The following is a 14855-nucleotide window of genomic DNA, read 5'->3' as shown; positions in this document are numbered from 1 at the left end:
GGTTGATAGGCCAGGTGTGGAAGACCGGTAACGGTTGGAGCTGACTGGTACTAATAGGCCGAGGGCTTGTCCTCAGTTGCTCGCGTCCACTGTGTAGGTTCTGAAGTAACGACCGTGTTGTCATCCGGTTGGTCAACTTCATAGTGTTTCGGTGGTCATAGCGTTAGGGAAACGCCCGGTTACATTCCGAACCCGGAAGCTAAGCCTTTCAGCGCCGATGGTACTGCATGGGGGACCGTGTGGGAGAGTAGGACGCCGCCGAACAAATTTTCAAAAAGCTCCGGTATCTGAACTTCTGTTCAGATACCGGAGCTTTTTTGTTTTCATGATGAAGTGCGGAGTGTCACCCCTCGTTAACGTCCTGCCGTCACTCTCCCTTCCATGGGGACAGTGGAGAGGCTCACGGCGGCGGGGATCGGTGCGGGGGACGAGGTCGTCGTGCCCTCGTACGCCACGGCAGGGGCCGCCGAAGCGGTGCGGCGGGCCGGCGCCGTGCCCACGTTCGCGGACATCGATCCGTACAGCCTCTGCCTCGACCCGACCTCCGTGGCCGCCACCCTGACGCTGCGTACCGCCGCAGTGATGCCCGTTCATCTCTTCGGTCACCGCGCCGACTTGACGGGACTGCGGGCCGTCGCCGCGGACCGGGGGCTGCTCGTCATCGAGTACGAGCCGCCGCGGCCGGCGGATGAGGACACCAGGAGGCGCAGGGAGAACGCGGCCTATCTGAACGCGCGGCTCACCGGTGTGCTGACGCCGCCCGCGCAGCCCGAACTCCCGCACGGCTACGGCTCGTACGTGGTGCGGGTGCCCGGCAACGGCCGGCCGGACCGGGACGCTTTCGCCCGTGCGCTGCGTGCCCGCCGAGTGCGGTGCCATGTGCCCGTACAGACGCCGGTGCACCGGACCGCCGCGTTCAGGCGGGAGTTGTGGCTCCCGGAGACGGAGCGCGCCGCCGACGAATGCCTCGCGCTGCCCGTGGACGCGTCGACGACACAGCGGGAACTGCACCGGGTGGTGTCCGCGTGCAACGCGCTCGGCGGGCTGCTGAAAGTGGCCGCCTGACGGAGCGACCGGGTGGTCAAAAGGACGTGCGAACGTCGGGTATGCTTTATCTCGTTGCCGGCCCCAATAGCTCAGTCGGCAGAGCGTCTCCATGGTAAGGAGAAGGTCTACGGTTCGATTCCGTATTGGGGCTCCATAAAGGAAAGGCCCCCACCATTCGGTGGGGGCCTTTCTGCTGTCCTGACGGACTCACTCCTCGTGCAGACCGGGGACGCGCATCGCCAGGATCGCCATGTCGTCCGAGGCGGGCTCGGCGGCGAAGCGTTCGACGGCGCGCAGGATGCGTGCGGCGACCGCGCCCGCCGTGAGGCCCGTACAGTTCGACAGGACGTCGCTCAGGCCGTCGTCGCCCAGCATGCGGGTGCCCTCGCGGCGCTCCGTCACGCCGTCCGTGACGCACAGCAGGACGTCGCCCGGGTCGAGCGTGACCGTCTGCTCGTACAGCTCCAGGTCCTCCATGACGCCCAGCAGGGGCTGCGGATCCGCCGCGGGCTCCACCGTGCCGTCCGGGCGCAGCCGCAGGGGCAGCGGGTGGCCGGCGCAGACGACCTTGAGGATCGCGCTGCCGTCCTCCTGCGGCCACAGCTCGCCGTACAGGAGGGTCAGGAAGCGGCTGCGGGCCCCTTCGTCCAGGATGGCGGCGTTGAGCCGCTCCAGGACCGCAGGGCCGCCGTAGCCCTCGCGGGCGAGGAGGCGCAGCGCGTGCCGGGCGAGGCCGGTGACCGCGGCGGCCTCGGGGCCCGTGCCGCAGACGTCGCCGATCGCGAAGCCGTAGGCGCCGTCGCGGATCGTGAAGAGGTCGTAGAAGTCGCCGCCGACCTCGTTGCCCTCGCCGGCCGCGCGGTAGATGACGTCGACCTCGACGCCGGCCACGTGCGGCAGCTCCGGCGGCAGCAGGCTGCGCTGGAGGGACTGGCTGATGGCGGTGCGCTCGCTGTAGAGGCGGGCGTTGTCGAGGGCCAGCGCCGCCCGGCGGGAGAGGTCCTCGGCGAGCTCCAGGATCTCCTGGCGGAAGTGGTCGTCGGTGGGCTTGCCGAGCGTGAGCATGCCGATGACGCGGTTGCGGGCCACAAGCGGCAGCACGACCGTCTCGCCGCCGACAGCGGCCGCCGTGGCGAGTGACGTGCTCGGCCCGGCGGTCCGGGTGATGTCGGCCAGCCCGAGGCTGCGCAGAGAGCTGCGCAGCGCCGCGGAGTGGGCAGCTTCGGCGGGCGCCGTCCAGACGCGGGCGCCCGGCGTGGGGACGGGCTCCGGCGGCGCGAGCTTGCCGAGGAGGGTCTTGAGGCCGTCGATGCGGTCCTCGTCCTCGTGCAGGACGTACGAGAGCTCGGGGTCGGAGGCGGGGTCGGCGACGGTGTAGACGGCGCACCAGGTGGCCAGCGTCGGCACGGTCATCTGGGCCATCAGGGCCAGGGTCTGGTCGCGGTCCAGGGTGCCCGCGAGCAGGTCGGATGCCTCCACGAGGAAGGAGAGCGAACCGCGGCGCAGACGTTCGAGCTCGTTGAGACGGGCGCGTTCGACGGCGAGGGCGATACGGTCGGCGGCGAACTGGAGCCGCAGGGCCTCCTCGTTGGTGTAGCGTCCGGGGGCCTCGGCGGCGACGCCGAGCGAGCCGGTGAGACGGCCCTCGACCTTGAGGGGGACGGTGACGACGGAGCGCATGCCGGTGTCGGCCAGCAGGGGCACGGCACCGGGGATGACGGCGAGGTCCTCGTGGACCGCGGGCATCCGGGCCGAGCCATAGCGGCCCGTACCCGCCTCGACGGGGACGCGGGCGAAGCGCTGGCGGGCGGACGGGAGACCGGTGGAGGCGCGGACCTCCAGCTCGGTCTCGTCGTCGGTGGCGAGCAGCAGATAGGCCGCGTCCCCGTCGAGCATGTCGCGGGCGCGCTCGACCGTGCGCTGGAGGAGGCCGTCGAGGTCGTCGGGGGCCGGGGAGCCGATGAAGACCTCGAAGGGGTCCGTGGCGCTGCCGCGCTCGCCGCTCCCGGTGTCCACAGAGGGGGTGCGCTGGAGGCTCTGGAGCACCGCGCGCTCGGTCTCCCGCACGAGCAGGCAGACCGTGGAGGGCGCGCCCTCGTTGTCCCGTACGCGCAGGTGGGAGGCGTAGACCGGGGTGATGCGGCCGTCGGCGTCCCTTATGCCGTACGAGCCCTCCCAGCGGGAGAGGCGCAGGGCCTCGGCGATGCCGGTGGAGGTGCCGGGGGTGTGCGGCCAGGCGGCGAAGTCCGTGAGGGGCTTGCCGGTGACCTGGTCGGCGGGGAAGCCGAACATCGCCTGGGCGTCGTCGTTCCAGGCGCTGATGACGCCGCCGCGGTCGATCTGGACGACGGCGACGCGGACGCGGGCGTCGGCGACGGGCAGGGCCTCCGCGGGGAGCGCGGGGCCCGCCGAGCGGGTGCCGGCCGGGCGGTCGGGCAGGTCGAGCTGGAACCACACCTGCTTGTGGGTGCTGCTGTACTCGACGCCCCAGCGGGTCGCCAGCGCCGCGCAGAGCAGCAGGCCGCGGCCGCCCTCGCGGTCGACGCCGCCGAGCCTGCGGGCGGAGCTCTGGAGCGGCAGCTCGCGGTCCGGATAGTGGTCGGCGACCTCGACGCGTACGCCGGCGTCCGTGCGCATGCACAGGACGTCGGCGGCGGTGCCGGCGTGGACGACGGCGTTGGTGACGAGCTCGCTGGTCAGAACGACGGCGTCGTCGATGATGTCGGGGAAGCCCCAGCCCTGGAGCGTGTCCCGGACGAAGGCACGCGCGGAGGCGACCGAGCGTCCGACCGGCTCGAAGGTGGCGGCAGCCCGCGCGGTGATCACAGCACTCCCCATTGGCCTCTCATTGCTCCCCCGAGTCCTGTGCCCGCTTCTCATGCCCCGGATTCATCCGCCAGGCTAAACCGTCGGATCAAGTGATGTGGACAGAGCCGTGTGTTTCGGGCCTGGACGCGATCCGGCGGCCGTGTGCGTTCTCTGTGAGGATGCGCACGGCCGCCGGATCATGGTCGGCGATGGAAGGCATCCCGCGCAGTGGGGGATGCTGCCGAACTGTTGTGACTCCTCCCCGGATCCGTGGACCGGGGCTTCTCGCCGGGCCGCGTGGCGGCGACGAAGGACAAGCCCTGCCCCGCCGCTTACAACGAGTCCGCGAAGGCGGGGTTACGTACCGACTGACCACCGCATCGATGGCAGAGTGAAAGACTGGGAAAGATTGCAACGGAAGCCCGAGGATGATCGAACCCAGCGGGAGGGACACGGTGGAGTCTGGCGCAGCGGCGCGGGGCGTGAGCACGCGCGCGAAGGGCGGACGGTCCCGGGCCAATGGGACGACGGAAGTGGACACGGCGGCCCTGAACCGGCTGCTGTCGGCTCTCTCCGCGATGCGTGACGGGAACTTCCGCAAGCGGCTGACGGTCGCCGGTGACGGTGTGATGGCCGAGATCGCGGCGGTCTTCAACGACGTCGCCGACCGGAACATGCAGCTCACGGGCGAGCTGGCGCGGGTGCGCCGGGTGGTCGGGCGTGAGGGAAAACTCACGGAGCGGCTGGAGGCCGGGCCCTGCGAGGGGGCGTGGGCGGCGGCGATCGACGCGTCCAACGCCCTGGTCGACGATCTCGTCAGGCCGGTGTCCGAGGTGGGCCGGGTGCTGTCGGCGGTGGCCGAGGGCGACCTGGAGCAGCGGATGGACCTGCGGTCGCAGGGGGCGGACGGGGCCGCGCACCCGCTGCGGGGCGAGTTCCTCAAGGTGGGGCGCACCGTCAACGGCCTCGTGGACCAGCTGTCGGCGTTCACCGACGAGGTGACGCGGGTGGCGAGCGAGGTCGGCACCGAGGGCAAGCTGGGCGGGCAGGCCCGGGTCCGCGGGATGTCGGGCTCGTGGAAGGACCTCACGGATTCCGTCAACACCATGGCGTCCCGGCTCACCGCTCAGGTGCGGGACATCGCTCTGGTGACGACCGCGGTCGCGAAGGGCGACCTCTCCCGGAAGGTCACGGTCCATGTGGCCGGGGAGATGCTCGAGCTGAAGAACACCGTCAACACGATGGTCGACCAGCTGTCGTCGTTCGCCTCCGAGGTGACCCGGGTCGCCCGTGAGGTGGGTACGGAGGGCGAGCTGGGCGGTCAGGCGCAGGTGCCCGGTGTCGCGGGCGTGTGGAAGGACCTGACCGACTCCGTCAACCTCATGGCGGGCAACCTGACGGCCCAGGTGCGGGGGATCGCACAGGTCACCACGGCGGTCGCGAACGGCGACCTGTCGCAGAAGGTGACGGTGAGCGCGCGCGGCGAGGTCGCGCAGCTGGCCGAGACGATCAACCAGATGACGGAGACGCTGCGGACCTTCGCCGACGAGGTCACGCGGGTGGCCAGCGAGGTCGGCGCCGACGGTCTGCTCGGCGGCCAGGCGCAGGTGCCGGGCGCCGCGGGCACCTGGAAGGACCTCACCGATTCGGTGAACACGGCCTTCCGTAACGTCACCACGCAGGTGCGGGACATCGCGCAGGTGACGACGGCGGTGGCCAACGGTGACCTCGGGCAGAAGGTCACCGTCGATGTGTCCGGCGAGATGCTGGAGTTGAAGAACACCGTCAACACGATGGTGGACCAGCTCTCGGCGTTCGGCGCCGAAGTGACGCGTGTGGCGCGGGAGATCGGCGTCGAGGGTGAACTCGGCGGCCAGGCAGCCGTTCCGGGCGCGGCCGGCACCTGGAAGGACCTCACCGACTCGGTGAACACCGCCTTCCGCAACCTCACCGGGCAGGTGCGCAACATCGCCCAGGTGACGACCGCGGTGGCCAACGGCGACCTCTCGCAGAAGGTCACCGTCGACGTCTCCGGCGAGATGCTCCAGCTGAAGAACACCGTGAACACCATGGTCGACCAGCTGTCCTCGTTCGCCGACCAGGTGACCCGGATGGCCCGCGACGTGGGCACCGAGGGGCGGCTCGGCGGGCAGGCCCGGGTGGACGGCGTGAGCGGCACCTGGAAGGAGCTCACCGACTCCGTCAACTTCATGGCCGGGAACCTCACTTCGCAGGTCCGCCAGATCGCCCAGGTGACGACGGCCGTCGCGCGCGGCGACCTGTCGCAGAAGATCGACGTGGATGCCCGGGGCGAGATCCTGGAGCTGAAGAACACCATCAACACGATGGTCGACCAGCTCTCCGCCTTCGCCGAGCAGGTGACCAGGGTCGCCCGCGAGGTCGGTACGGACGGGCGCCTCGGCGGCCAGGCGCAGGTGCCGGGCGTGGCCGGGGTGTGGCGCGATCTGACGGACTCCGTCAACGGCATGGCGGGGAATCTGACCGCCCAGGTGCGCAACATCGCCGGCGTCGCCACCGCGGTGGCCCGGGGTGACCTGTCGCAGAAGATCGACGTGGACGCGCGGGGCGAGATCCTGGAGCTGAAGAACACCCTCAACACGATGGTGGACCAGCTGTCCTCGTTCGCCGATCAGGTGACGCGTGTGGCCCGTGAGGTGGGCACCGAGGGCATCCTCGGCGGCCAGGCGGAGGTGCAGGGCGTCTCCGGCACCTGGAAGGACCTCACCCAGTCCGTCAACTTCATGGCGAACAACCTCACCTCCCAGGTGCGCAACATCGCCGAGGTGACGACGGCGGTCGCCAAGGGCGACCTCTCGAAGAAGATCACGGTCGACGCGAAGGGCGAGATCCTCGAACTCGTCACCACCGTGAACACGATGGTGGACCAGCTGTCGGACTTCGCCGAGCAGGTCACGCGCGTGGCCCGTGAGGTGGGCACCGAGGGGCAGCTGGGCGGCCAGGCGCGGGTGCGGGACGTCACCGGCATCTGGAAGGACCTCAGCGACAACGTCAACCTGATGGCCAACAACCTCACCAGTCAGGTCCGCAACATCTCGCAGGTCGCGGCCGCGGTCGCCAACGGTGACCTGACCAAGAAGGTGACGGTCGAGGCGCGCGGCGAGGTCGCGCAGCTGGCCGACACCGTCAACACCATGGTGACGACGCTGTCCTCCTTCGCGGACGAGGTCACGCGCGTGGCCCGCGAGGTCGGCACCGACGGCATCCTCGGCGGCCAGGCGCGGGTGCTGGGCGTCAGCGGGACCTGGAAGGACCTCACCGAGTCCGTGAACTCGATGGCGTCCAACCTGACCGGCCAGGTCCGCAACATCGCGATGGTGACCACCGCCATCGCCCAGGGCGACCTGACCAAGAAGATCGACATCGACGCGCGCGGTGAGATCCTCCAGCTGAAGACCACCATCAACACCATGGTCGACCAGCTGTCGTCCTTCGCGGACCAGGTGACCCGGGTGGCCCGTGAGGTGGGTACGGAGGGCCAGCTGGGCGGCCAGGCGCGGGTGCGCGACGTGGACGGCACCTGGCGCGACCTCACCGAGTCGGTGAACGAGATGGCCGGGAACCTCACCCGGCAGGTCCGGGCCATCGCCGAGGTCGCCACCGCGGTGACCCGGGGCGACCTCAACCTCAAGATCGACGTGGACGCGGCGGGCGAGATCCTGGAGCTCCAGGACAACATCAACACGATGATCGCCAACCTCCGCGAGACCACGCTCGCCAACAAGGAGCAGGACTGGCTCAAGGGCAACCTCGCCCGGATCTCCGGCCTGATGCAGGGCCGTCGTGATCTGGAGGACGTCGCCGGGATGATCATGAGTGAGCTGACGCCGGTGGTCTCGGCCCAGCACGGCGCGTTCTTCCTGGCCATGCCCACCGGCGGCCAGCCGGCCGAGGGCGAGGACGCGTACGAGCTCCGGATGCTCGGCTCGTACGGCTACTCGATGGGCTCGATGCCCACGTCCTTCCGGCCGGGCGAGACGCTCATCGGCACCGCCGCGCAGGAGAAGCGGACGATCCTGGTGGAGAACGTCCCACCGGGCTATCTGAAGATCGCCTCCGGTCTGGGGGAGGCGCCGCCCGCGCACGTCATCGTGCTGCCGGTGCTGTTCGAGGGGCAGGTCCTCGGCGTGATCGAGCTGGCGTCCTTCCAGCCGTTCGCGCAGATCCAGAAGGACTTCCTCAACCAGATCGCCGAGATGATCGGCACGAGCGTCAACACCATCAGCGTCAACACCAAGACCGAGGTGCTGCTCAAGCAGTCGCAGGAGCTGACGGAGCAACTGCGCGAGCGGTCGGCGGAGTTGGAGAACCGGCAGAAGGCGCTGGAGATCTCCAACGCCGAGCTGGAGGAGAAGTCCGAGCGCCTGGCCCGGCAGAACCGCGACATCGAGGTCAAGAACACCGAGATCGAGGAGGCCCGGCAGGTCCTGGAGGAGCGCGCCGAGCAGCTCGCCGTCTCGATGCGCTACAAGTCCGAGTTCCTGGCCAACATGTCGCACGAGCTGCGCACGCCGCTCAACTCGCTGCTGATCCTCGCCAAGTTGCTCGCCGACAACGCGGAGGGCAACCTCTCGCCGAAGCAGGTGGAGTTCGCGGAGACCATCCACGGCGCGGGCTCGGACCTGCTCCAGCTCATCAACGACATCCTGGACCTGTCGAAGGTCGAGGCGGGCAAGATGGACGTCAGCCCGACGCGTATCGCCCTGGTGCAGCTGGTCGACTACGTGGAGGCCACCTTCCGGCCGCTGACGGCGGAGAAGGGGCTCGACTTCTCCGTACGGGTCTCGCCGGAGCTCCCGGCGACGCTGCACACGGACGAACAGCGACTGCTCCAGGTGCTGCGCAACCTCCTGTCCAACGCGGTGAAGTTCACCGACACCGGCGCGGTCGAGCTCGTCATCCGCCCGGCCGGCGGGGACGTGCCGGACAGCATCCGGGAGCAGCTGCTGGAGGCGGGCTCGCTGCGCGACGCCGACGGTGACGTGATCGCCTTCTCGGTCACGGACACCGGCATCGGCATCGCGGCGAGCAAGATGCGGGTGATCTTCGAGGCGTTCAAGCAGGCGGACGGCACCACCAGCCGTAAGTACGGCGGTACGGGCCTCGGGCTGTCCATCAGCCGGGAGATCGCCCGGCTGCTCGGCGGTGAGATCCACGCGGCGAGCGAGCCGGGCCGTGGCTCCACCTTCACCCTCTACCTCCCGCTCAACACGGGTGAGCTGCCGCCTCAGGGCTATCCGCAGCTCACGCCGGGCACTCATGGCCTGGCCGCGGCGGAGCCGGTGGGCGGCGACCACATGGCCCCGTCGGCGGCCGAGCCCGCGCGCGGTGCGGCCGGGCTCTTCCTGCGCCGCCAGCGCGCCGCGCAGGCGGCGGGGCAGTGGCCCGCGCTGTCCGGGCCGACGGGCGCCGGCCCGGGGGCGCCAGGAGCGGCACCGGCGGCCCAGCCGCCGTCGCTCCCGGAGGAGGGCTCCTGGCTGAACGAACCGTCCGGTGACGCAGAGCAACCGTCGAGCCACGCGTTCGGCAAGGGCTTCGGAGGGACCTTCCACGGCGAGAAGGTGCTGATCGTCGACGACGACATCCGCAATGTGTTCGCGCTCACGAGCGTCCTGGAGCAGCATGGTCTGTCGGTGCTCTACGCGGAGAACGGCCGCGAGGGGATCGAGGTCCTGGAGCAGCACGACGACGTCGTGGTGGTCCTGATGGACATCATGATGCCGGAGATGGACGGCTACGCCACGACGGCGGCGATCCGCAGGATGCCGCAGTTCGCGGGCCTGCCCATCATCGCGCTGACGGCCAAGGCGATGAAGGGCGACCGGGAGAAGAGCATCGACGCCGGGGCTTCCGACTATGTCACCAAGCCGGTCGATACGGATCATCTGCTGACGGTGATGGAGCAGTGGATGCGCGGTGAGTGACGGGTAACCGGACTGTTCCTGACCGCCTGTTGACAGACTGTGGCCGAAGACGTGTGGGAGCACGGGATTCGGGGAACCTTCTGGTCCCCCACCACGTTTCCGCTACGTGCACAGTGACATCGTGGTGACAGGGTGTGGCGACCGGCAGGGTGCGGCTACCATGACCGGCACAAGGACGGGCGGCGCAAGGGAGTCGTCCCCTGGGGCGGCGCCCGGTGCTTCCCCCGGCTCTTCGAGCTGGGGAGACCCCAAGCCGGGACGAGGAGGACGGGGCATGGTTCAGAAGGCCAAGATCCTCCTGGTCGATGACCGGCCGGAAAATCTGCTGGCGCTGGAGGCGATCCTCTCTGCGCTCGATCAGACACTGGTACGGGCATCGTCAGGGGAGGAAGCGCTCAAGGCGCTGCTGACGGACGACTTCGCAGTGATCCTGCTGGATGTCCAGATGCCTGGCATGGACGGTTTCGAGACCGCCGCGCACATCAAGCGGCGGGAGCGGACCCGGGACATCCCGATCATCTTCCTCACCGCCATCAACCACGGCCCGCACCACACCTTCCGCGGGTACGCGGCGGGCGCCGTGGACTACATCTCCAAGCCGTTCGACCCCTGGGTGCTGCGCGCCAAGGTCTCGGTCTTCGTCGAGCTGTACATGAAGAACTGCCAGCTGCGCGAGCAGGCCGCCCTGTTGCGCCTCCAGCTGGAGAGCGGGCAGGGCCGGGCCGGCGTGGCGGCGCCCCAGGAGCCCGCGGGGCTGCTCGCCGAGCTCTCCGCGCGCCTCGCCGCCGTGGAGGAGCAGGCCGAGGCGCTCACCAAGCAGCTCGACGAGTCCGCCGACGCGGCGGCCGTCGCCACCGCTGCCCACCTGGAGCGCAAACTCACCGGCCTGCGGCGGGCGCTGGACGCCCTGGAGCCGGGTACCGGCAGCGGCGCCAGCCCGCTTCCCTCGCCCAGCTGACCCCCTGACGCCGCGTCACCCTCGGCACCGCCGGAGCGCGACACGAATGGGTGAACGCATGGGCGCAGGTGTCCCTCACGTCCGTCGACGGTAACCTCGGCACCATGGCCTCACGTACGTCCGGCAAGGGTTCCCAGAGCACGGCGGGCAACTCGAAGCAGCGCGCCGGGCGCCCCGGGAGCGCCGCCAAGAAGGCGCCCGCGAAGAAGGCGGCGCCGAAGTCCGCGGGCAAGGCACCCGCCAAGAAGGCGGCGGCGCCGCGCAAGGCGCCCGCCAAGAAGGCCGTGGCGAAGAAGGCGGCGCCCAAGCGCGCGCCGTCCGCCACCGGGGGCGTCTACCGCCTCGTCAGGGCTGTATGGCTCGGTGTGGCGCACGCCGTCGGCGCGCTCTTCCGCGGCGTCGGCCGGGGGGCGAAGAACCTCGACCCGGCACACCGCAAGGACGGCCAGGCGCTGCTGCTGCTCGGCCTCGCCCTGATCATCGCCGCGGGGACCTGGTCCAACCTCCAGGGCCCGGTCGGCGAGCTGGTGCAGATGCTGATCACCGGTGCGTTCGGCCGTCTGGACCTCGTCGTCCCGATACTCCTCGGCGTCATCGCGATCCGGCTGATCCGCCATCCGGAACGGCCCGAGGCCAACGGGCGGATCGTGATCGGCCTGTCGGCGCTGGTGATCGGCGTCCTCGGGCAGGTCCACGTGGCCTGCGGGTCGCCGGGCCGGGGCGACGGCGAGGAGGCCCTGCGCAACGCCGGCGGCCTGATCGGCTGGGTCGCCGCCGAGCCCCTGATCGTCACGGTCGGCGAGGTGCTGGCCGTCCCCCTGCTCGTCCTGCTGACCGTCTTCGGCCTGCTGGTGGTCACGGCCACCCCGGTCAACACCATCCCTCAGCGGCTGCGCAGGCTGGGGATCCGGCTCGGGGTGATCGAGCCCCTGCCGGGGGAGTACGAGGCCGAGCCGGAGTATCCGGGGTACGCGGAGTACGACGACGAGTGGCGCGAGGCCCCCGCCCGGCGGCCCCGCCGCGCCGCCGCGGCCCCCGTGGACGTGGAGGGCGCCGAGGAGGAGGCCCTCGGTAAGCGCCGTCGGCCGCGCTCCGTGCAGCCCCCGGCGGACCGGCCGCTGGACGCCATCGACGTGGCCGCCGCGGCCGCCGCCTCGCTGGACGGGGCGGTCCTCCACGGGGTGCAGCCGTCGTCGCTCGTCGCCGGGCTCAGCAGCGGCATCTCCACCGAGCGGGACTCCGGGACGGAGCACGTCCCGCCGGCCGGCGCGGAGCGGTCCGGCGCGGTGCCGGGTGCGCGCGGGACCGGCAGGAAGGCCGCTGCCGGGGCGGGGAAGCCCGCGGGCGTCCCGGACCTCACCAAGGCGGCACCCGAGCCCACACAGGGGCTGCCGGCCCGTGCCGAGCAGCTCCAGCTGTCCGGTGACATCACGTACTCGCTGCCCTCGCTGGACCTGCTGGAGCGCGGTGGCCCGGGGAAGGCCCGCAGTGCGGCCAACGACGCCATAGTGGCCGCGCTGACGAACGTGTTCGCCGAGTTCAAGGTCGACGCGGCCGTCACCGGCTTCACCCGTGGCCCGACGGTCACCCGCTACGAGGTCGAGCTGGGCCCGGCCGTCAAGGTCGAGCGGATCACCGCCCTCGCCAAGAACATCGCCTACGCCGTCGCCAGCCCGGACGTACGGATCATCAGCCCGATCCCCGGCAAGTCCGCGGTCGGCATCGAGATCCCCAACACCGACCGCGAGATGGTCAACCTCGGCGACGTGCTGCGGCTGGCGGACGCCGCCGGGGACGAGCACCCGATGCTCGTCGCGCTGGGCAAGGACGTCGAGGGCGGCTACGTGATGGCCAATCTGACGAAGATGCCGCACATCCTGGTCGCCGGAGCCACCGGCTCCGGAAAGTCGTCCTGCATCAACTGCCTGATCACGTCGGTGATGATCCGGGCGACCCCCGACGACGTGCGCATGGTCCTGATCGACCCCAAGCGCGTCGAACTGACGGCCTACGAGGGCATCCCGCACCTGATCACGCCGATCATCACCAACCCCAAGCGGGCCGCGGAGGCCCTCCAGTGGGTCGTCCGCGAGATGGACCTGCGCTACGACGACCTGGCGGCGTTCGGCTTCCGGCACATCGACGACTTCAACGCGGCCGTGCGCAACGGCAAGGTCAAGCCCCCGGAGGGCAGCGGCCGCGACCTCTCGCCGTACCCGTACCTGCTGGTGATCGTCGACGAGCTCGCGGACCTGATGATGGTCGCCCCGCGGGACGTCGAGGACTCGATCGTCCGCATCACCCAGCTCGCGCGGGCCGCCGGCATCCACCTCGTGCTCGCCACCCAGCGGCCGTCCGTCGACGTCGTCACCGGCCTGATCAAGGCGAACGTGCCCTCCCGGCTCGCCTTCGCCACCTCCTCGCTCGCCGACAGCCGGGTCATCCTCGACCAGCCGGGCGCCGAGAAGCTGATCGGCAAGGGCGACAGCCTCTTCCTGCCGATGGGGGCGGGCAAGCCCGTCCGTATGCAGGGCGCCTTCGTGACGGAGGCGGAGGTCGCGGGAGTCGTCCAGCACTGCAAGGACCAGATGGCGCCCGTCTTCCGCGAGGACGTCACGGTCGGCACCGCGAAGAAGAAGGAGATCGACGAGGACATCGGCGACGACCTGGACCTGCTGTGCCAGGCCGCCGAGCTGGTCGTCTCCACGCAGTTCGGCTCGACCTCGATGCTCCAGCGGAAACTGCGTGTGGGATTCGCGAAGGCGGGCAGACTCATGGATCTGATGGAGTCGCGCAGCATCGTGGGCCCGAGCGAGGGTTCCAAGGCCCGCGATGTGCTGGTCAAGCCGGACGAGCTGGACGCGGTGCTCACGGTGATCCGTGGGGGCGGGGGGTCCTAGCCGGGTCCGGGGGCCGGGTGACGGTGCCGCCTGCCGGAGGCCGGGAAACCCCCGGAAGAGGAGCCGGCCGACCGTTTCCCCCGGCTGTGCGCCGAGTTGAGGAGAGGGGGGCGGGCCGATGTCCCACCATCGGCGTCCGAGAGTCATCTGATGGCGTACAAAGTCCGTCTTTCCGCTTGCCCGATGAATTCGCGTCCCCCCTAGACTGAACCTCCAGCAGGTGGCTACACGCTCGAAAGGCGCTCTCGTGTCCATCGGCAACTCTCCCGCGGACGACGTTCCCGCGGACGACGACCGGCCTTCCATCGGCCAGGCCCTCCAGCAGGCCCGTACCAGCGCAGGACTGACCGTCGAAGAGGTCAGTTCGACCACCCGAGTGCGCATTCCGATCGTCCAGGCCATCGAGCAGGACGACTTCTCGCGCTGCGGTGGCCACGTCTACGCCCGAGGACACATCCGCGTGCTGGCCGGCACCGTCGGCCTGGACCCGGCGGAGCTGCTCGCGCAGTACGCTGCGCAGTACGGCGGGCGCCCCGCGCCGACCCCCGCGGCGCCGCTGTTCGACGCAGAGCGCATCCGGCCGGAGCCCCGGCGGCCCAACTGGACGGCCGCCATGGTCGCCGCGATCGTCGCCGTCGTCGGCTTCGTGGGATTCACCCTTTTCAACGGCGGCACGAAGAGTTCGGGCGACTCGGTCGCCGCCGACTCGCCCTCCGCCAAGCCTCCGGCGTCCCCGAGCGCGAAGGCCCCGCCCGCCAAGCCCGCCGACCCCAAGCCCGAGCAGTCCGAGAGCGCCATCGCGGGCGTCCCCGCCAACATGGTCACCGTCAAGCTCACCGCCCAGAACGGCCAGACCTGGATGTCCGCCAAGGACCACAACGGCAAGCTGATGGAGGAGGGCGTGCTCAAGCAGGGCGACTCCAAGACCTTCACCGACAACAAGCGCATCGACCTGGTGCTGGGCAATGCCGGAGCGGTCCAGCTCTTCGTGAACGGCAAGCAGGTGAAGAACCTGACGGACGACGGCAAGGTCCAGCGGCTGAGCTACACCAGGGGAGACCCGGTCGCGGGCTGAGGCACGGGCCCGGCGGCCCCGCCGGGAGGCCCGCGCAGCGCGAAAAGCGCCGGTGGGAGAGGGCGCGGCGCGCCGCCGGGTGACCATCCTCTCGGTACTCGTCG

At 70.4% G+C, this 14855-nt stretch carries 6 protein-coding genes, 1 tRNA gene and 1 rRNA gene; 7 read left to right on the top strand and 1 reads right to left on the bottom strand.

What is annotated here, in order from left to right:
- Positions 1 to 147: 147 nt before the first annotated feature.
- The 3 genes from rrf (at position 148) to AB0435_RS17335 (ending at position 1201) form a co-directional block, all read left to right on the top strand.
- A 5S ribosomal RNA gene (rrf, locus tag AB0435_RS17345) occupies positions 148 to 264 on the top strand.
- 117 nt (positions 265 to 381) lie between these two features.
- Positions 382 to 1065 (top strand): DegT/DnrJ/EryC1/StrS family aminotransferase, encoded by a 684-nt coding sequence (locus AB0435_RS17340; protein WP_366004094.1) that lies wholly within the window; start codon positions 382 to 384, stop codon positions 1063 to 1065.
- A 60-nt stretch (positions 1066 to 1125) separates the two neighbouring features.
- A tRNA-Thr gene (locus tag AB0435_RS17335) sits at positions 1126 to 1201 on the top strand.
- Positions 1202 to 1254: 53 nt separating this feature from the next.
- On the opposite strand, the gene AB0435_RS17330 is transcribed toward AB0435_RS17335, so the two are convergent.
- Positions 1255 to 3873, bottom strand: coding sequence for a SpoIIE family protein phosphatase (locus AB0435_RS17330; RefSeq protein WP_366004099.1), 2619 nt, complete (start codon positions 3871 to 3873; stop codon positions 1255 to 1257).
- Positions 3874 to 4310: 437 nt separating this feature from the next.
- Between AB0435_RS17330 and AB0435_RS17325 the strand changes: the two genes are divergently transcribed.
- The 4 genes from AB0435_RS17325 to AB0435_RS17310 all read left to right on the top strand — a co-directional run bounded on the left by AB0435_RS17325 (position 4311) and on the right by AB0435_RS17310 (position 14751).
- Positions 4311 to 9818, top strand: coding sequence for a HAMP domain-containing protein (locus AB0435_RS17325; RefSeq protein ID WP_366427332.1), 5508 nt, complete (start codon positions 4311 to 4313; stop codon positions 9816 to 9818).
- A gap of 274 nt (positions 9819 to 10092) precedes the next feature.
- On the top strand, positions 10093 to 10776 hold the full coding sequence (locus tag AB0435_RS17320) for a response regulator (protein WP_366004092.1): 684 nt from the start codon (positions 10093 to 10095) through the stop codon (positions 10774 to 10776).
- Between the two features lie 104 nt (positions 10777 to 10880).
- Positions 10881 to 13676 carry a DNA translocase FtsK gene (locus tag AB0435_RS17315; protein ID WP_366004091.1) on the top strand — a complete coding sequence of 932 codons (2796 nt, stop codon included), beginning with the start codon at positions 10881 to 10883 and terminating at the stop codon, positions 13674 to 13676.
- 247 nt (positions 13677 to 13923) lie between these two features.
- Entirely contained in the window at positions 13924 to 14751 is an 828-nt protein-coding gene (locus tag AB0435_RS17310) for a helix-turn-helix domain-containing protein (protein WP_366004090.1), read from the top strand.
- Positions 14752 to 14855 lie beyond the last annotated feature (104 nt).

The sequence above is a fragment of the Streptomyces sp. NPDC051173 genome (assembly GCF_040689515.1).
In the GTDB taxonomy this organism is placed as follows: domain Bacteria; phylum Actinomycetota; class Actinomycetes; order Streptomycetales; family Streptomycetaceae; genus Streptomyces.
This window is presented reverse-complemented; position numbering and strand designations above follow the sequence as displayed.

Coding starts and splice junctions, on each gene's coding strand:
- AB0435_RS17340 (WP_366004094.1), top strand. CDS start 382: ATGGGGACAGTGGAGAGGCTCACGGCGGCGGGGATCGGTGCGGGGGAC.
- AB0435_RS17320 (WP_366004092.1), top strand. CDS start 10,093: ATGGTTCAGAAGGCCAAGATCCTCCTGGTCGATGACCGGCCGGAAAAT.
- AB0435_RS17315 (WP_366004091.1), top strand. CDS start 10,881: ATGGCCTCACGTACGTCCGGCAAGGGTTCCCAGAGCACGGCGGGCAAC.